This is a genomic window from Citrobacter sp. Cs237 (assembly GCF_030332325.1).
Classification (GTDB): Bacteria; Pseudomonadota; Gammaproteobacteria; order Enterobacterales; family Enterobacteriaceae; genus Citrobacter_A; species Citrobacter_A sedlakii.
The window spans coordinates 105,349-124,154 of record NZ_JAOWIB010000044.1 but is presented as its reverse complement, the minus strand read 5'-3'; the positions used below and the strand labels follow the sequence as shown (position 1 = coordinate 124,154).

The window sequence follows — 18,806 nt, the reverse complement described above, 5'->3', positions numbered from 1 at the left end:
TGCGTGCCGTTGTTCCGTGTCAGTGGTGGCGCATTATAGGGAGTTATTTCGGGCTGACAAGAGGAAATTTAAAATAATTTTTCGACTGCCTGATATTTACCCAAATTGGCGTTAAACCGACAGTTTTTCAAGCGACTCAAAGCCATAACGCTGTAAAACGGGTAAAAGTTGTTCAGTCTCTGCTGTCAGCGCCATGCAATAAGCAACATTCGCGTCCGTCGATTTCGCATCCGGCGCTTCATGCTCCAGTAGCCAGGCAGTGCGCCGTGCAATCGCCGCACCGGAGTCCACCAGCCGCGTCCCTTCCGGCAAAACGCGCAGGAGTTCTTCTTTTAGTAATGGGAAGTGCGTACAGCCGAGCACTACCGTGTCGGGAGGCTCTGGCATACGCAGCCAGGGACGCAGGATCCGCTGCAGTTCCTCCAGCGGAACAGGCTCACCGTGCAGTTTCGCTTCAGCCAGTTCAACCAGCTCAGCAGAACCCAGCATCGCGATCTGGCATTCATTAGCAAAACGCGCGATCAGCTCATGGGTATAGGGCCGTTTTACGGTACCGCGCGTCGCCAGCAGCCCCACAATGCCATTGGCCGTTAAGCGCGCCGCCGGTTTAATGGCCGGAACGACCCCCACCACGGGAAAAGCAAATTTCTCACGCAGCGCGGGAAGCGAGACGGTACTGGCCGTATTGCAAGCAATCACCGCCAGAGAAAGGGGATAGCGCTGCTGAACGGCGGTCACTATCTCGACGACGCGCTCAACAATAAACTCTTCGCTTTTCTCTCCATAAGGAAAAGCGACGTTATCGAAAGCGTATATATAGTGGAGATCCGGCAGGAGGCGCCGAATCTCGTCATAGACCGACAACCCACCGACACCGGAATCAAAAACCAGCACGGTGGGGCGTGGATCAGAAGGTGTAGCTGCCAGACAAGGTGTATTCCCGTCCTGCAGTTTGGTAGCCATAAACTGTCTCGTAATCTTTATCGAACAGGTTGGCTATTTTACCACGAACTGTGAGGTGTGAGGTGACAGGATATGAAAGTCCGATATCCCACACGCTCAGCCCGCCCATTTTTATCTTACGGGAATTATCGTAATCATAATCATAGCGCTCGCCAATGTATTGGTACGTCACATCCCATCCCAGGTCATACACCTCGCCACTCAGCTCATACTTCACCTGCTGTTTTGCACGCCGGTAGAGCCGCTGATCGGTTTCATCATCGCGCGGGTCAACATATTGTAACGTTAAGCGATGATCGACCGGCCCCGTCGTGATATTGCCTGTCCACTCCAGGCCTTTAATGGTCGCGGACTTGACGTTGAAGTAGGTGTTATTGTTGTAATCGATCAGGTTCTGGATTTTGTAATGATAGGTCGACAAACGCCAGTCCAGCGGTCCGGTCACCCCCTCTAATCCGGCTTCCCACTGTTTAGACTCTTCCGGTTTCAGATTCGGGTTGGACGCGATGCCAAAGCGCTCAGCGCCAAACTGCTGACCAAGCGAAGGCGCGAGGAAACCCGTACCGTAGGAAAGCGTCACTTTATAGTTGTCGACAAACTGCCAGCCGGCTGCCGTTTGCCAGGTGCCGTGCCAGCCAAACTGATCGTCATGATCTTCACGACCCGAGGCTTCCAGGGTCACGCTGTCGATCTGCTGCTGCCCGGTCAGGTAAAGCCCGGTGTTATCGCGCTTGTAGTTGTCGGTTCCGGAAGCGCCAAAGGACATCAGTTTTTCCTGCTTCCAGTCAACCCCCGCGCTGACCGCGCCATGACCGACGATCACGTTATTTCCCCACTGGATATAGCGCTGTTCCATATCATCCAGGGTGTATCCCGTAGCGTAGCGCCCGGTCTGACTGCTGTAGTTGTAGTCCTTAATGCGCTGGTAGTTGGCCACCAGTTGTGACGAGTAGATCCCGGAATTGAAACGCAGCCCGGTATCCCATGACTGGGTGTAATTCTGATGCTCATCGTTTCCGCCGTCGTATCCCCAGTTGCCCTGGTCATAATCGGCATTGCTGGCATAGCCGTAGCCGCGGAAGTAGCCATCAAAATTATCGTTAAATTTATGTTCGACGCCGCCCCAGAACAGTTTGTTACGGTAACCGTCGCGATCGCCGTCGCCGCTATAGCTGGAGCGCGGCTGCACGTCGAAGCCTTTGGTGGACTGGTAAGCACCCGCTGCCGTCAACACCGTATCACCGAAGCGCTGACGCCATGTGCCGTCATACTGTTGGTAACTGTTCGAACCGACGCCCGCGTTAATTTGCGCGCGCTCATCACCCGCCATGGTGATGATATTTACCACGCCGCCAATCGCCCCTGAACCATATATCGCCGAGCGCGGTCCCCGAATATATTCAATGCGCTGAACCAGCGAGACCGGAATTTGATCGATATCGGAGTTATTGGTAATTCCCGGACGCGCCACCGGAATGCCGTCCACCAATACCAGCACATGTTTCGCTTCAGTGCCGCGTACAAACAGGGAGGAACTCTGTCCCATACCGCCGTTCTGCGCGACGTCCACGCCCGGCAGGCGGCGCATAACATCCAGAACGGTGCGGGATTGCCAGCGGTCGATATCTTCACGAGTGACGATATCCGTAGGGGCCAGGACAGTGTTGACGGGTTGTTGAAAACGATTTGCCGTGACGACAAGCGTGTCAGGCGTGGTATCCTGTGCCCAACCAGAAAAGGCCGTGACGGAGAGCGCCGTCAGCAGCGATATGTTTTTAATCATTATAAAGCATCCATAAATAGAAGAAGGATGCCGCAGGTCCCACCGATAGTACGCGATGATGAAGACCAGTTGCGACGTCAGCCGGCAGGTCTTCGGGCTTGGAAGGTAATCCTTTATCCGGATAACAGAAATGAAGACTTCCCACCCACAGGCAGTGTCTGCTTACGCTCTCATTTCACCTTTCCTTACCGCTGCGCGTCAGCTCCAGATTCACACTGGATTCCCTTTTAACTCACAGGACCGGCACACGGATGCTACAGTCTGTAACAACATACTGTCCAGACCGATTGTTAAATATGAGAAGTCATCAATGTCTGGACATCTGTTGAGCAATCCCTACAATCCCCGCGTACTTTTATTTTTCAGGATGCATCATGACCCCCGAACACCTTCCGACAGAACAGTATGACGCGCAGCTCGCCGAAAAAGTGGTGCGCTTGCAGAGTATGATGGCGCCTTTTTCTGGCCTGGTTCCGGAAGTGTTCCGCTCCCCGGTCAGTCACTATCGTATGCGTGCTGAATTCCGCATCTGGCACGATGGCGATGATTTGTATCACATCATCTTCGATCAACAGACCAAAAGCCGGATTCGCGTGGACAGCTTTCCGGCGGCAAGCGAACTGATCAACCAGTTGATGACCGCGATGATCGACGGCGTGCGCACGAATCCTACCCTGCGCCATAAGCTGTTCCAGATTGACTATCTCACCACCATGAGCAATCAGGCAGTGGTGTCGCTGCTGTACCATAAAAAGCTGGACGATGCGTGGCGACAGGAAGCGGAAGCGCTGCGTGACGCCCTGCGCGCGCAAAATCTGAACGTGCATCTGATTGGCCGGGCGACCAAAACCAAAATCGCGCTGGATCAGGATTATATTGACGAGCGCCTGCCAGTGGCGGGCAAAGAGATGATCTACCGTCAGGTCGAAAACAGTTTCACCCAGCCAAACGCAGCGATGAATATTCAGATGCTGGAATGGGCGCTGGATGTCACGACAGGTTCGAAAGGCGATTTGCTGGAACTGTACTGCGGCAACGGTAACTTTTCCTTAGCGCTGGCGCGTAACTTTGAGCGCGTACTGGCGACCGAGATCGCCAAACCGTCCGTCGCCGCGGCGCAATTCAACATTGCGGCGAACCAGATTGAGAACGTGCAGATTATCCGCATGGCGGCAGAGGAATTTACCCAGGCGATGAACGGCGTTCGCGAGTTTACTCGTTTGAAGGGTATCGACCTGAAGAGCTATCAGTGCGAAACCATCTTTGTCGATCCACCGCGCAGCGGGCTGGACAGCGAAACCGAAAAAATGGTGCAGGCGTATCCGCGTATTTTATACATCTCCTGTAACCCGGAGACGCTGTGCAAAAATCTGGAAACGTTAAGCCAGACGCACAAAGTTGAACGTCTGGCGTTGTTCGACCAGTTCCCCTATACGCACCATATGGAGTGCGGCGTGTTACTCACCGCCAGGTAAAACAGACGCCGGATAAAGCAATAATGCCCCCATCCGGCCTGTCTTACTCTTCCGCGATGTCCTGCTTGCGGTTACGCATTTTCACGCCAATCCAGAATACCAGAATCACCGACAGCACCGCCGGGAAGAAATTGGAGCCGATATCCGGATACTCCGCGCGCACGACGGTACTGTACAGCAGCACGCCAAGAATAAAACAGGCCGCAGCCAGACCCGGCAACCCCACAGGCATGGTGCGATTTTGATAGCGCTGGTGCAGGCAATACACCGTCAGCACCAGAGAAATAATCGGGAAAACAGAAAACGGCACGATGGCGCTAAACAGCGCCGCGAACGTGCCATTGATCGACAAACCGGCGATCAGCGCCAGCAGCAGCGTACCTTTATCCTGAACTGACTGTTTCATTACTCTTCCTTCACGTTACCCGGAATGAGGGTCATCTTCTCTTGTTCACGGCGATACCAGTAATACGCTCCTTTCGCAATCATGCGCAGTTGCAATACCAGCCGCTCTTCTAATTGTCGGCGTTGTTCAGCGCCCACATCCAGCGCCTCGGCGCCCGCACTGAAGACGATTGTCACCATGGCTTCGGCTTGCGCTTCAGTAAACGCGCGAGGCATATGGTTTTCGAGTTCCAGATAGTCCGCAAGTTCCGCGATAAAATGCTGAATTTCTCGCGCAACGGCGGCACGAAATGCGGCGGAAGTGCCGGAGCGTTCACGCAATAATAAACGGAAGGCGTTAGGGTTGTTACCGATGAACTCCATAAATGTGGAGACCGAGGTGCGGATCACACTCCCGCCCTTGGCGATGCGCTGACGCGCCTGCCGCATGAGCTGTCGCAGCATCAGCCCGCTTTCATCGACCATGGTCAGCCCAAGTTCATCCACATCACGGAAATGGCGATAAAACGATGTGGGCGCGATACCTGCTTCACGCGCAACCTCGCGCAAGCTGAGGCTGGCGAAGCTACGCTCCGCGCTCAATTGACTGAATGCGGCCTCTACCAGCGAACGCCGGGTTTTTTCTTTTTGTTGCGCTCTAACGCCCATCACGATGTCTGAATCCTTCCATATGCCTTGTCTGGCACTATACCAGAGTTCAAAGTTAATCTGTTTGTTCAGCTTTGTGAATGATTGTTTACGCGCGGTTTGTGCTCCGGCTTCGCAAAAGAGCACAACGATAATTGGGTTATCAACGCAATGATGTTACTATTCTGTTGCTTTTATGTATAAGAACAGGTAAGCCACACCATGCCACATTCCTACGATTACGATGCCATAGTAATAGGTTCAGGCCCCGGCGGCGAAGGCGCTGCAATGGGACTGGTTAAGCAAGGAGCCCGCGTCGCGGTTATCGAACGTTATCATAACGTTGGCGGCGGTTGCACCCACTGGGGCACCATCCCGTCGAAAGCCCTCCGCCACGCCGTCAGCCGTATCATTGAATTCAATCAGAACCCCTTATATAGCGATCACTCCCGCCTGCTTCGTTCCTCTTTCGCCGACATTCTCAACCATGCCGATAACGTGATTAATCAGCAAACGCGTATGCGGCAGGGTTTTTACGAGCGTAACCACTGCGAAATATTGCAGGGCAACGCGCATTTTGTGGATGAACACACCCTGGCGCTGGAGTGTCATGACGGCACGGTTGAAACCCTGACCGCAGAGAAATTCATTATCGCCTGCGGTTCTCGTCCGTATCATCCAACAGACGTCGACTTCTCCCATCCGCGCATTTATGACAGCGACTCCATTCTCAATCTGCACCATGAACCTCGCCATGTGATTATTTATGGCGCGGGGGTGATTGGCTGCGAATATGCGTCGATCTTCCGCGGTATGGACGTCAAAGTTGATCTGATCAACACCCGGGATCGCCTGCTGGCGTTTCTCGATCAGGAGATGTCAGACTCCCTCTCTTACCATTTCTGGAACAGCGGCGTTGTGATTCGTCACAATGAAGAATACGAGAAGATCGAAGGCTGCGATGACGGGGTGATTATGCACCTCAAGTCCGGCAAGAAGCTGAAAGCCGACTGCCTGTTGTACGCCAATGGCCGTACCGGCAACACTGACTCTCTGGCGCTACAGAATATTGGCCTCGAAACGGACAGCCGGGGACAACTTAAGGTCAACAGCATGTACCAGACCGCGCTGCCGCACGTCTATGCGGTAGGCGATGTGATTGGTTATCCAAGTCTGGCCTCCGCGGCTTACGATCAGGGACGCATCGCCGCCCAGGCGCTGGTGAAGGGGGAAGCGACCGCGCATCTGATCGAAGATATCCCCACCGGCATTTACACCATTCCCGAAATCAGCTCCGTAGGGAAAACCGAGCAGCAGTTGACGTCGATGAAGGTACCTTACGAGGTGGGTCGCGCCCAGTTTAAACATCTGGCGCGCGCGCAAATCGTCGGCATGAACGTCGGCACGCTGAAGATTCTGTTTCATCGGGAAACAAAAGAAATTCTGGGGATCCACTGCTTTGGCGAGCGCGCGGCCGAGATTATTCACATCGGCCAGGCGATTATGGAGCAAAAAGGTGGCGGTAACACGATTGAATACTTCGTTAACACCACCTTTAACTACCCGACAATGGCGGAAGCCTATCGGGTAGCGGCGTTAAACGGCTTAAACCGCCTTTTTTAACGCGTTGTCAAAATGGCCATCCATCGCGCCGCGGATGGCCTCTGCCAGTTGCTCATAGCGACTGCGCAGTGGGGATCCCGGGCGGTACACCAGTCCCACCGTACGACGCGGCTCCGGCTTAATACACGGCAAATAGACAACGCCGTCGCGCTTGCGCTCTTGCGGTACCGCCAGTGCAGGCAATAAGGTAATTCCGCTGCCTGCCGCCACCATATTACGCAACGTTTCCAGGCTGGTCGCGCGGAAATGGGTATCTTCGTCGGCGCCCGCTTCAAAGCAGAAGCCCATCGCCTGATCGCGCAGGCAGTGGCCATCTTCCAGCATCAGCAGTTTCTCACCCGCCAGATCTGACATCGGTACGCAGTCACGGTTCGCCCACGGGTGATCTTCGTAAATGGCCAGCAGCATCGGCTCGTCGAACAGCGGCACTTCAATAAACGCTTCACTCTCTTTCACCAGCGCCAGGATCACGCAGTCCAGCTTACCGCTGTCCAGTTGCGCCAGCAGTTGATGGGTTTGCGCTTCATGTAGATACATTTCCAGCTTCGGGAACGTCTGGTGCAGCATCGGAATAATATGCGGCAACAGGTAAGGACCCACGGTTGGGATCAAACCAATGTGCAGGGGGCCCGACATGGTTTCACCCTGCTGGCTTGCCATCTCCTTGAGCACTTTGACCTCACGCAGCACGGTGCGCGCCTGGTCCACCAGTAGCAAACCTGCCTGCGTAAACAGCACCTTACGACTCGTCCGCTCCAGCAGCATCACGCCCAGCTCATCTTCCAGCTTGCGGATCTGCCCGCTCAGCGTTGGCTGACTGACATGACAGGAATCAGCCGCCCGCCGGAAGTGGCGGTGTTCGGCTAATGCCACCAGATATTCAAGATCGCGAATATTCATTATTCATCCTCCATCGCCACGATAGTTCATGGCGATAGGTAGCATAGCAACGAACGATTATCCCTATCAAGCTTTCTGATTAATAATACATCACAGAAACGGAGCGGTATCGTTTAACCCTTGAAGCCACTGCCCGTTCTGAGAGTTTCTCTCAACCCGAATAACTAAAGCCAACGTGAACTTTTGCGGACCCCGTGGTCCGCATTTTTTTTGCGTAAAAAAGCCCGGCGCAAGGCCAGGCTTAAACGTGTTGCCGGATAAATCCGGCACATGATCCCCTACGCCAGACGCGCCTTCGCGTAGCTAATGGCCTGCGCCACCTGCTCCGGAGAAACGCCGCCCTTCGCCGCACGTTTATCCAGGCATGACTGTAACGACAGGACAGGATAGACATCGTCGCCAATCACGCTGCTGAATTTCTGCAGCTCCGCCAACGACAGATCCTCCAGCGGTTTCCCCTGACGAATCGCCTCAACCACTGTTTCACCCACGATATGGTGCGCTTCACGGAACGGAACGCCTTTCGCCACCAGGTAATCCGCCAGCTCAGTGGCGTTAGCATACCCCTGCTGCGCCGCATCCTGGCAGCGCGGACGTTTCACCTGAATGCCATCCAGCACCAGCGCCGCCATATGCAGGCAGTCCAGCCAGGTGTCGAGCGCGTCAAACAGGCCCTCTTTGTCTTCCTGCATGTCTTTGTTATACGCCAGCGGCAGGCCTTTCAGCGTCATCATCATGCCTGTCAGCGCTCCCTGCACGCGGCCGCATTTACCGCGGATCAGCTCCAGCGCGTCCGGGTTTTTCTTCTGCGGCATCAGGGAAGAGCCGGACGTCACGCGATCGGACAACTCAACGAAGCCCGCCTCGCCGGTGTTAAAGAAAATCAGGTCCTCCGCGAACCGTGAAAGATGCACCATACCGATGGAGGCGTTGGACAGCAGCTCCAGCACGTGGTCACGGTCGGACACGCTGTCCAGGCTGTTACGCGTCGCCGAGGCAAAGCCCAGCCAGCCTGCCAGCTGTTCCCGATCGATCTCATAGGCTGTCCCAGCCAGCGCGCCGCAGCCCAGCGGGCTGACGTCCAGACGTTTCAGGGCATCCTGCAGACGGCTTTCATCCCGCGCCAACATCTCGACATACGCCAGGCACCAGTGAGCAAACGTCACCGGCTGCGCGCGCTGCAGGTGGGTGTAACCCGGCATAACGGCATCCTGATTATGGTCTGCCGTCTCCACCAACGCGCGCTGCAGCTGGCGGTTGGCGGTGAGCAGTTCGCTCACGGTGTCTTTACACCACAATTTCAAATCCGTGGCGACCTGATCGTTACGGCTGCGTCCGGTGTGCAGCTTTTTACCTAACTGCCCCACTTTATCGATCAGTTTACCTTCTACCCAACTGTGGATATCTTCCGCGTCGCTTTCCAGGATCTGCTGCGGGTTCGCGCGAACGTCTTCCAGCAAAATGGTCAGCGCGTCTTCAAGCTGACGCTGCTCGTCAGCGGTTAACACGCCGACGGTGACCAGCGCTTTGGACCAGGCGACAGAACCCACAATATCCTGCTCCGCCAGGCGGTAGTCGAAGCGCAACGAGTCGTTGAACTGTTTAAACCGCTGATCTGCTGCCTGAGTAAAACGCCCACCCCAAAGTGCCATACCATGCTTCCTTAATATCTTTAAATGTCATTGCCCGGCGACGCTGCGCTTACCGGGCCTACAAAACCGTAAATCGATTACGCCAGAATACGCGTTCCAATCGGCGTACCGTTAAACAGCGCCGGGAGTTGCTCCGCATGACGCCAGGAGGCGATATCCACCGGGCGGCCGAGCGTACGGGCCGCATCCAGCGCGGCGTTCACTTTAACGATCATGCCGTCGGTGATAATGCCCTGATCTATCAGTTGTTCCGCTTTCGCGGCGGTCATTTCGGCAATACGCTGGCCTTTACCATCCAGAATACCGCTCACATCGGAGAGCAGGATCAGATCCGCTCCCAGCGTTGCCGCCAGCGCGGTCGCTGCCTGGTCGGCGTTAACGTTCATCAGTTGTCCGTCTTCCGTCACGCCAATCGAACTCACTACCGGCAGAAAACAGCCCGCCAACAGGGTGTTGATCAACGCCGGCGATCCCGGCTGCGCCAGTCCAACATGACCTAATTCTTCATCCAGTTGAGTGACGTTGACGCTGTCGCCATCACCCAGATAAAGCCCGACGGCAGCGATATGATGCTTCTTCGCCCACGCCAGCAGGGTTTTGTTCGCCGTGCCCGCCAGCGCGCCGGTAATGATGTCAATCTGGTCGGCAGGCGTCACGCGCAGGCCGTTTTTCTTTTTGACCGGCAGGTTCAGTCCCTTCATCAGTTCGTCGACCACACAGCCGCCGCCGTGAACAATCACCAGCGGGCGTTGATGTGATTCGCGATAGTTAACCAGCGCGGTAAACAGACGCTCCAGCGCCTCTTCGCTATCCAGTAATACACCGCCCAGCTTGATAATTAATGGATTCATCATTGCACCCTTAAATAAGAGACTGCGCTTCAGCGAAGCCGAAACGAATATTGGCACACTGCACTGCCTGTGCAGCCGCACCTTTCAACAAGTTATCTTCGGTCGCCACCAGGATCAAATGCTCGTCCTGTACGGCAAAACCGATATCACAGAATGGTAAACCAACCACATTCTTCAGCGCCGGGACGCCTTTGTCATACAGGCGCACCAGGGGCTTATCGCGATACGCCTGCTGCAAGGTCTGGGCAACGTGCGCCTGCGTCACGCCCGGCTTCAGGCGGCAGGTGATGGTTTCAAGGATCCCGCGTGGGAAGTTGCCCAGATGCGGCGTGAAGATCACGTCTGCCCCCAAATGGGTGGCGATTTCCGGCTGGTGACGATGGGTAAACACCCCGTACGGCTGTAAGCTCACTTCGCAGAAACTGTTAGAAAGGGCCGCTTTACGCCCTGCGCCGCTCACGCCGCTGGTGGCATTGATCACCGGCCATTGGGTCAGATCCAGCAGTTCGCCATCGATCAACGGCTTCAACGACAGTTGCGCCGCCGTCGGGTAGCAGCCCGGCACGGCAATCAGGTTCGCTTCTTTTAACGCTTCCGCGTTCCATTCCGCCAGACCATAAACCGCGGTTGCCAGCAGCTCAGGGTATTGATGGGTAAAGCCATAATATTTTTCATAGAACCCGGCGTCATTCACCCGAAACGCGCCGGAAAGATCGAAGACCACGCAACCGGCGGCAAGAAACTGCGGCGCCAGGTCATGACTGACTTCGTGGGCGGTGGCTAAAAACACCACGTCCACGCCGTCGGTAAACGCGCTGATGTCGGACATCGGCTGCAAAGGCAGATCGACAATGCCTTTAAGCCACGGATGCAAATCGGAAATTAACTTTCCTGCATCATTGCTTTGCGCTGAGACGGTCAAAGCGGTTATGGTCATATGAGGGTGGCGATTTACGTAGCTTACAAGCTCTGCGCCCGCATAACCGCTAGCGCCTACAATCAGCGTATTCAACATCGGGTTCCTTTATGCTCAACGTTAATGTATTTTTATTCACATTTATTGCATGAATATTGATACTATCACGACCTAAGGTGTGTCAACAATGAAAATGAACTTACCGCCATTTATCGAGATTTACCGCGCCCTGATTGCCACGCCGTCCATCAGCGCCACCGAAGAAGCGCTGGACCAGAGCAACGCGACTTTAATCAATCTGCTGGCGGGGTGGTTCAGCGATCTTGGCTTTAAGGTGGAGGTTCAACCGGTTCCGGGAACCCGAAACAAATTCAATCTGCTCGCCAGCGCCGGACAGGGCGCGGGCGGTCTGCTGCTAACGGGCCATACCGATACCGTGCCGTTTGACGACGGGCGCTGGACGCGCGACCCCTTCACGCTCACCGAGCACGACAACAAGCTCTACGGTCTGGGAACCGCAGACATGAAGGGCTTCTTCGCGTTTATTCTCGACGCCCTGCGTGACGTCGACGTGACGAAGCTGAAAAAACCGCTGTACATTCTGGCGACCGCCGATGAAGAAACCAGCATGGCGGGCGCGCGCTATTTTTCTGAAAATACATCGATTCGCCCGGACTGCGCCATCATCGGCGAGCCAACGTCACTGCAACCGATTCGTGCCCATAAGGGCCATATCTCCACGGCGGTGCGGGTGCTCGGTCAGTCCGGTCACTCCAGCGATCCGGCGCGCGGCGTGAACGCCATTGAGCTGATGCATGACGCGATAGGCCGCATCATACAACTGCGCGACTCGCTAAAAGAACGCTACCACTATGACGCGTTCACCGTACCGTATCCGACACTGAACCTCGGCAGCCTGCACGGCGGCGACGCCTCGAACCGCATCTGCGCCTGCTGTGAGCTGCACATGGATATCCGTCCCTTGCCGGGCATGACGCTGAGCGATCTTGACGGCCTACTGAACGAAGCGCTGGCTCCAGTGAGTGAACGTTGGCCGGGTCGCCTGACGGTGGCGGAACTGCATCCGCCTATTCCGGGCTACGAATGTCCCCCGGATCACCAGTTGGTTGAAGTGGTGGAAAAACTGCTCGGCGAAAAAACTGACGTGGTGAACTACTGCACCGAAGCGCCATTTATTCAAACGCTGTGTCCGACGCTGGTCCTCGGTCCGGGTTCTATTAATCAGGCCCATCAGCCGGATGAATATCTGGAGACGCGTTTTATTAAACCGACCCGGGAATTAATCACTCAGGTCGTGCATCACTTTTGCTGGCATTAAATGTTCATCGCCGCGTTAACACTTTTGAGTTAATCGCGGCGTTTATTTTACATTTTCATAAGTAATGCTTATTTGATCCACGAGGAATTAACTTTCGTAAATTGGCCGCGATTTATCGGTTTGCTGAACCGATTTCGCAGCAATTGACGACAGGGGTTTTACGTGGCTTTATAAAAGACGACGAAGAACAATGTCCAACATATTTCGTGGTGTAGCAAGGCGGCAAACAAGCACATCCAGGGGACTGACATAAGCCGGTAACCTCGGGTGTCGAGCGCCGCTACGACGCGAAAAGCGCAGGACAATTACAACAGAGATGGGGTGTCTGGGTTAATATGAACGAACAATATTCCGCGTTGCGTAGTAATGTCAGTATGCTCGGCAAAGTGCTGGGAGAAACCATCAAGGATGCGCTGGGAGAGAACATTCTTGATCGCGTAGAAACAATCCGTAAGCTGTCTAAATCTTCACGCGCTGGCAATGAGGCAAACCGCCAGGAGTTGCTCACCACGTTACAGAATTTGTCGAACGATGAGCTGCTGCCCGTTGCCCGCGCGTTCAGCCAGTTCCTCAATCTGGCCAATACCGCCGAGCAATACCACAGCATTTCGCCGAAAGGCGAAGCCGCCAGCAACCCGGAAGTGATTGCCCGCACCCTGCGTAAACTCAAAAATCAGCCGGATCTTAACGAAGCGACCATCAAAAAAGCGGTGGAATCCCTGTCGCTTGAACTGGTGCTAACCGCCCACCCGACGGAAATTACCCGCCGCACGCTGATCCACAAAATGGTGGAAGTTAACGCCTGCTTAAAACAGCTCGACAACAAGGACATCGTCGATTACGAACGTCACCAGTTGATGCGCCGTCTACGCCAGCTGATCGCCCAGTCCTGGCATACCGATGAAATTCGTAAGCTGCGTCCCAGCCCGGTAGACGAAGCAAAATGGGGCTTCGCGGTGGTGGAGAACAGTCTCTGGCAGGGTGTACCTAACTACCTGCGCGAGCTAAACGAACAGCTTGAAGAGAATCTGGGCTACCAGTTACCGGTTGATTTCGTGCCCGTGCGATTCACTTCGTGGATGGGCGGCGACCGTGACGGTAACCCGAATGTTACCGCCGACATTACCCGCCATGTCCTGCTACTGAGCCGCTGGAAGGCCACTGACCTGTTCCTGAAAGATATTCAGGTTCTGGTCTCAGAATTGTCGATGGTTGACGCCACGCCGGAACTGTTAGCGATGGTGGGTGAAGAAGGCGCCTCGGAGCCTTATCGCTATCTGATGAAAAATCTGCGCGCCCGCCTGATGGCGACACAGGCCTGGCTGGAGGCACGTCTGAAAGGCGAAAAGCTACCGAAACCGGCGGGTTTGCTGACGCAAAACGAACAGCTTTGGGAACCGCTTTACGCCTGCTATCAGTCCTTACAGGCTTGCGGTATGGGGATTATCGCCAACGGCGAACTGCTCGATACCCTGCGCCGCGTGAAATGTTTCGGCGTACCGCTGGTGCGTATTGATATCCGTCAGGAAAGCACTCGCCACACCGAAGCACTGGGTGAACTAACCCGCTATCTCGGCATCGGCGACTATGAAAGCTGGTCAGAAGCGGACAAACAGGCGTTCCTGATCCGCGAACTGAATTCCAAGCGTCCATTGCTGCCGCATCACTGGGAGCCAAGCAACGACACCCGTGAAGTGCTCGACACCTGCAAAGTCATCGCTGAAGCGCCGAAAGGGTCTATTGCCGCCTACGTGATTTCCATGGCTAAAACGCCGTCTGACGTGCTGGCGGTACACCTGCTGCTGAAAGAAGCAGGCATTGGTTTCGCCATGCCGGTTGCCCCGCTGTTTGAAACCCTCGACGACCTGAACAACGCCGACGATGTCATGACCCAACTGCTGAACATCGACTGGTATCGCGGTTTGATCCAGGGCAAGCAGATGGTGATGATCGGCTATTCCGACTCGGCGAAAGACGCCGGAGTCATGGCGGCGTCCTGGGCACAGTATCAGGCACAGGATGCGCTCATCAAAACCTGCGAGAAAGCGGGTATCGAACTGACGCTGTTCCACGGTCGCGGCGGCTCGATTGGTCGCGGCGGCGCGCCAGCTCACGCCGCATTGCTGTCGCAGCCGCCAGGCAGCCTGAAAGGCGGTCTGCGCGTGACCGAACAGGGCGAAATGATCCGCTTTAAATACGGTTTGCCGGAAGTGACCGTCAGCAGCCTGTCGCTGTATACCAGCGCCATCCTGGAAGCGAATCTGCTGCCGCCGCCGGAGCCGAAAGACGGCTGGCGTCATATCATGGACGAGCTGTCGGTGATCTCCTGCGATCTGTACCGGGGCTATGTGCGTGAAAACAAAGACTTCGTGCCTTACTTCCGCTCTGCAACGCCAGAACAGGAACTGGGCAAACTGCCGCTCGGTTCACGTCCGGCGAAACGCCGTCCGACCGGCGGCGTGGAATCACTGCGCGCCATTCCGTGGATCTTCGCCTGGACACAAAACCGTCTGATGCTGCCCGCCTGGCTGGGCGCCGGTACCGCGCTGCAAAAAGTGGTTGAAGATGGTAAGCAAAGCGAACTGGAAGCCATGTGCCGCGACTGGCCGTTCTTCTCCACCCGTCTCGGCATGCTGGAAATGGTGTTCGCAAAAGCGGATTTGTGGCTGGCGGAATATTACGATCAGCGTCTGGTGTCGAAAGAACTGTGGCCGCTAGGTAAAGAGCTGCGTGACCTGCTGCAAGAAGACATCAAGGTGGTGCTGGATATCGCGAACGATTCACATCTGATGGCCGATCTGCCGTGGATTGCCGAATCTATCCAGTTGCGTAATATCTACACCGACCCGCTAAACGTCCTGCAGGCAGAGTTACTGCACCGCTCGCGTCTGACGGAAGAACAGGGTAAAGAGCCGGATCCGCGCGTTGAGCAGGCGCTGATGGTGACCATCGCTGGGGTGGCGGCTGGTATGCGTAACACCGGCTAACGTTCCTTCTCTCGTCACCCTCGTGCGATGGCGCGAGGGTGATCTGAAATATAACTGTCATAAATACTTCGTTTTAAATATATTCCTGTCTGTTTTTTCCACCGTAAGAATTTTCAGGCGCTCCCTTCCCCCTTCGGACGGGGAGCGCTTCAGAATTTCTTAAGGTTTTGTCGTTACGTTTTGCATCACGTTTAAAGACAGGCTATTCACATGCATTCCACAAAACTCCCGTCTCCCTCTGCGTTTAGCGGAAAAGCGCTGGGCTGGGCGCTTCTCTATTTTTGGTTTTTTTCAACTTTACTTCAGGCAACCATTTTTATCAGCGGCTACAGCGGCACCAACGGGCTGCGGGACTCTCTGCTGTTCAGTTCCCTGTGGCTGATTCCGGTGATCCTGTTTCCGAACCGCATCCGCGTCATTGCGGCGGTCATCGGCATTATCCTGTGGGCAACGTCACTGGCCGCGCTCAGTTATTACGTCATTTACGGCCAGGAGTTCTCACAAAGCGTCCTGTTCGTCATGTTTGAAAGCAACGCCAATGAAGCCAGCGAGTATCTGGCACAGTATTTCAGTCTGAAACTTGTGCTTATTGCACTGGCCTATACGGCGGTCGCGATCTTCCTGTGGACGCGTCTGCGCCCGGTTTATATTCCTTCGCCGTGGCGCTATCTGGTGTCATTTGCCCTGCTTTACGGGCTGATCCTGCATCCGATGGCGGTGAATACGTTTATCAAGCACAAGCCGTTTGAGAAGACGCTGGACAGCCTGGCGTCACGCATGGAGCCCGCCGCGCCGTGGCAGTTTATCTCGGGCTATTATCAGTATCAGCGCCAGCTTTCTTCGCTGAATAACCTGCTCAGTGAAAACCACGCTCTGCCGCCGCTGGCGAATTTCAAAGACAGCAGCGGCGACACGCCGCGCACGCTGGTACTGGTCATTGGCGAATCCACTCAACGTGGTCGCATGAGCCTGTACGGCTATCCGCGAGAAACCACGCCGCAACTGGACGCGCTTCGTAAGACTGACCCGAATCTGACCGTCTTCAATAACGTGGTGACCTCGCGCCCCTACACGATTGAGATTCTTCAGCAGGCGCTGACCTTCGCTAATGAGAAGCATCCGGACCTGTATCTGACCAAACCGTCGCTGATGAACATGATGAAACAGGCGGGATATAAGACCTTCTGGATCACTAATCAGCAGACGATGACCGCGCGTAATACCATGCTGACGGTGTTCTCTAAACAGACTGATAAGCAGTTCTATATGAACCAGCAGCGCACGCAGAGCGCGCGTGAATATGACACCAATGTGCTTGCGCCGTTTAAAGAAGTCATGGCCGACCCGGCGCCGAAAAAATTCATCATCGTCCATTTGCTGGGAACACACATTAAGTACAAATTCCGCTATCCCGAAAACGAGGGGAAATTTGATGGGAATACCGACCACGTCCCGCCAGGTCTGAGCGAAGAGGAGCTGGAGTCGTACAACGATTACGACAACGCCAACCTGTACAACGACAAGGTGGTGGCGAGTCTGATCCGCGATTATAAAGCGACCGACCCGAACGGCTTCCTGCTCTATTTTTCCGATCACGGTGAGGAAGTGTACGACACGCCGCCGCACAAAACGCAGGGACGCAACGAAGACAATCCGACGCGCCATATGTATACCGTACCGTTCCTGCTGTGGACGTCGGAAAAGTGGCAGGCGGCGCATCCGCGCGACTTCTCGCAGGACGTAGACAGGAAGTACAGCAGTTCTGAACTGATCCACACCTGGTCGGACTTAGCGGGCTTAAGCTACGACGGTTTCGATCCTACTCGCTCTGTCGTCAACCCGCAGTTTAAAGAGATCACACGCTGGATTGGCAATCCGTACAAGAAAAAAGCGTTGATTGATTACGACACCCTGCCGTATGGCGATCGCCCCGGCAATCAGTAACCCACGGCAGTGCCGAATGGCGGCGGCCCCCTTACCCGGTCTACAAATGTAGGCCGGGCAAACGACGCGCATCCGGCAATAATCACTTGAGACCATCGGTTTTCAACGATACTGTTTCCCTGTCTGCGCTCTGCAAGGGATCAACATGTTTCAAGACGTCAGCCATCTTCTTTCCCGCCTGATTAATGGCCCCGCTCCGCTGCGCCAGATTTACTTTGCTGGTACCAGCGCGCCTTCACCGGAACTGGCCTATCAGGTGGATTTTCCTCGGCTGGAGATCGTACTGGAAGGCGAACTGACCGACGCCAGCGTTGGCGATACGCTGACAGACTGCGACGCGCTCTACGTTCCGGCGGGCGGCTGGAACCTCCCACGCTGGCAGGCGCCGACAACGACGCTCAGTATTCTGTTTGGCAAACAGCAGCTAGGCTTCAGCGTTGTGCAATGGGACGGAACAACCTTTCAGAACCTGACGAAGCAGCACGTTGCACGACGCGGCCCACGCATCGGCTCTTTCCTGCTACAAACGCTTAATGAAATGCAGATGCAGCCGCAGGAGCAGCAAACCGCGCGGTTAATTGTCGCCAGCCTGCTTAGCCACTGCCGCGACCTGCTCGGCAGCCAGATTCAGACCTCATCCCGGAGCCAGGCGCTGTTTGAAGCCATTCGCGATTATATCGACGAGCATTACGCTTCGCCGCTCACCCGTGAGTCAGTGGCCCAGGCGTTTTATATTTCGCCTAACTATCTCTCGCACCTGTTTCAAAAAACAGGCGCTGTCGGCTTTAACGAATACCTTAATCACACACGGCTGGAACACGCGAAAACGTTACTGAAGGGCTACGATCTGAAAGTAAAAGAGGTGGCTCACACCTGTGGATTTGTGGACAGCAATTACTTTTGCCGCCTGTTTCGTAAAAATACGGAACGCTCGCCGTCTGAGTACCGTCGCCAGTACCACAGTCAATTGACGGAAAAGCAGGCTAGTTCAGAATAAAATGGGTTTGCTGCGGGGCGGAAAGCAGTTTACGTACCACGCTGATTACCCGCTGCGGTTCGCGCAAAAAAGCGCTGATCCCCGACTGCACGTAGCGGCTATGAATAAAACGCTCCCCGCCAGCCAGCTCGATGTCGGTAATCAACAGAACGGCGTCGGCCCGGCTGATATCCTCTTCCGTTAATCGGTTTTCTATCCCCAGCGCGCCCTGCGTTTCAATTTTAATGCTCCACTTTTCCTGCTGACAGAGCTTCTCCAGACGTTCTGCCGCCATGTAAGTATGCGCCACGCCGCTGACGCACGCGGTCACCGCAACCAGATAGCGTCCCGTTGAGCTGGACATA

Annotated in this window: 15 protein-coding genes and 1 riboswitch; of the genes, 6 read left to right on the top strand and 9 right to left on the bottom strand. The window is 55.1% G+C overall.

The annotated features are described in order from the left end of the window. Positions 1-111: 111 nt before the first annotated feature. Positions 112-963: a glutamate racemase gene (murI, locus tag OGY07_RS01820; protein WP_042292674.1), complete on the bottom strand. Its 852-nt coding sequence runs from the start codon at positions 961-963 to the stop codon at positions 112-114. Beyond that, the gene (gene btuB, locus OGY07_RS01815; RefSeq protein ID WP_286598332.1) at positions 908-2,746 is read right to left on the bottom strand and encodes a TonB-dependent vitamin B12 receptor BtuB; all 1,839 of its coding nucleotides are present in this window, start codon (positions 2,744-2,746) and stop codon (positions 908-910) included. Before btuB ends, murI begins: the two co-directional genes overlap by 56 nt. Positions 2,747-2,812: 66 nt before the next feature. Beyond that, a riboswitch (cobalamin riboswitch) is annotated at positions 2,813-3,006 on the bottom strand. 114 nt (positions 3,007-3,120) lie between these two features. Between btuB and trmA the strand changes: the two genes are divergently transcribed. Further along, positions 3,121-4,221, top strand: coding sequence for a tRNA (uridine(54)-C5)-methyltransferase TrmA (gene trmA, locus OGY07_RS01810; RefSeq protein WP_042292668.1), 1,101 nt, complete (start codon positions 3,121-3,123; stop codon positions 4,219-4,221). Positions 4,222-4,264: 43 nt separating this feature from the next. Here the strand turns inward: trmA and OGY07_RS01805 are convergent, their stop codons facing one another. Together OGY07_RS01805 and fabR are read right to left on the bottom strand one after the other, a co-directional pair. Then, positions 4,265-4,627 carry a YijD family membrane protein gene (locus OGY07_RS01805; RefSeq protein WP_060571021.1) on the bottom strand — a complete coding sequence of 121 codons (363 nt, stop codon included), beginning with the start codon at positions 4,625-4,627 and terminating at the stop codon, positions 4,265-4,267. Further along, entirely contained in the window at positions 4,627-5,277 is a 651-nt protein-coding gene (fabR, locus tag OGY07_RS01800) for an HTH-type transcriptional repressor FabR (RefSeq protein ID WP_060571020.1), read from the bottom strand. The genes OGY07_RS01805 and fabR overlap by 1 nt, the downstream gene beginning before the upstream one ends. Positions 5,278-5,475: 198 nt before the next feature. On the opposite strand from fabR, the gene sthA reads away from it, so the two are divergent. Continuing rightward, positions 5,476-6,876 carry a Si-specific NAD(P)(+) transhydrogenase gene (gene sthA, locus OGY07_RS01795; protein ID WP_042292659.1) on the top strand — a complete coding sequence of 467 codons (1,401 nt, stop codon included), beginning with the start codon at positions 5,476-5,478 and terminating at the stop codon, positions 6,874-6,876. Here sthA and oxyR read toward each other — a convergent pair. The 4 genes from oxyR to argC all read right to left on the bottom strand — a co-directional run bounded on the left by oxyR (position 6,859) and on the right by argC (position 11,294). Then, positions 6,859-7,776, bottom strand: coding sequence for a DNA-binding transcriptional regulator OxyR (gene oxyR, locus OGY07_RS01790; protein WP_042292657.1), 918 nt, complete (start codon positions 7,774-7,776; stop codon positions 6,859-6,861). The genes sthA and oxyR overlap by 18 nt on opposite strands. Before the next feature lie 278 nt (positions 7,777-8,054). Further along, the gene (gene argH / locus OGY07_RS01785) at positions 8,055-9,428 is read right to left on the bottom strand and encodes an argininosuccinate lyase (protein ID WP_286598327.1); all 1,374 of its coding nucleotides are present in this window, start codon (positions 9,426-9,428) and stop codon (positions 8,055-8,057) included. Positions 9,429-9,505: 77 nt separating this feature from the next. Further along, a complete protein-coding gene (argB, locus tag OGY07_RS01780) occupies positions 9,506-10,282 on the bottom strand; it encodes an acetylglutamate kinase (protein ID WP_286598325.1) in 777 nt (258 codons plus the stop codon). Positions 10,283-10,289: 7 nt separating this feature from the next. Beyond that, positions 10,290-11,294 carry an N-acetyl-gamma-glutamyl-phosphate reductase gene (gene argC, locus OGY07_RS01775; RefSeq protein WP_060571018.1) on the bottom strand — a complete coding sequence of 335 codons (1,005 nt, stop codon included), beginning with the start codon at positions 11,292-11,294 and terminating at the stop codon, positions 10,290-10,292. Positions 11,295-11,382: 88 nt separating this feature from the next. Between argC and argE the strand changes: the two genes are divergently transcribed. The 4 genes from argE (at position 11,383) to OGY07_RS01755 (ending at position 18,462) form a co-directional block, all read left to right on the top strand. Then, positions 11,383-12,534, top strand: coding sequence for an acetylornithine deacetylase (gene argE, locus OGY07_RS01770; protein ID WP_200035861.1), 1,152 nt, complete (start codon positions 11,383-11,385; stop codon positions 12,532-12,534). A gap of 335 nt (positions 12,535-12,869) precedes the next feature. Then, positions 12,870-15,521: a phosphoenolpyruvate carboxylase gene (gene ppc / locus OGY07_RS01765; protein WP_042292644.1), complete on the top strand. Its 2,652-nt coding sequence runs from the start codon at positions 12,870-12,872 to the stop codon at positions 15,519-15,521. 210 nt (positions 15,522-15,731) lie between these two features. Next, positions 15,732-17,465, top strand: a complete 1,734-nt coding sequence (locus tag OGY07_RS01760; RefSeq protein ID WP_286598319.1) for a phosphoethanolamine transferase CptA — start codon at positions 15,732-15,734, stop codon at positions 17,463-17,465. 145 nt (positions 17,466-17,610) lie between these two features. Further along, complete coding sequence (locus OGY07_RS01755; protein WP_181822213.1) at positions 17,611-18,462, top strand: helix-turn-helix transcriptional regulator; 852 nt, start codon at positions 17,611-17,613, stop codon at positions 18,460-18,462. Here OGY07_RS01755 and OGY07_RS01750 read toward each other — a convergent pair. Further along, positions 18,449-18,805: a PTS fructose-like transporter subunit IIB gene (locus OGY07_RS01750; protein ID WP_181822214.1), complete on the bottom strand. Its 357-nt coding sequence runs from the start codon at positions 18,803-18,805 to the stop codon at positions 18,449-18,451. The genes OGY07_RS01755 and OGY07_RS01750 overlap by 14 nt on opposite strands. Between the last annotated feature and the right edge of the window lies 1 nt (position 18,806).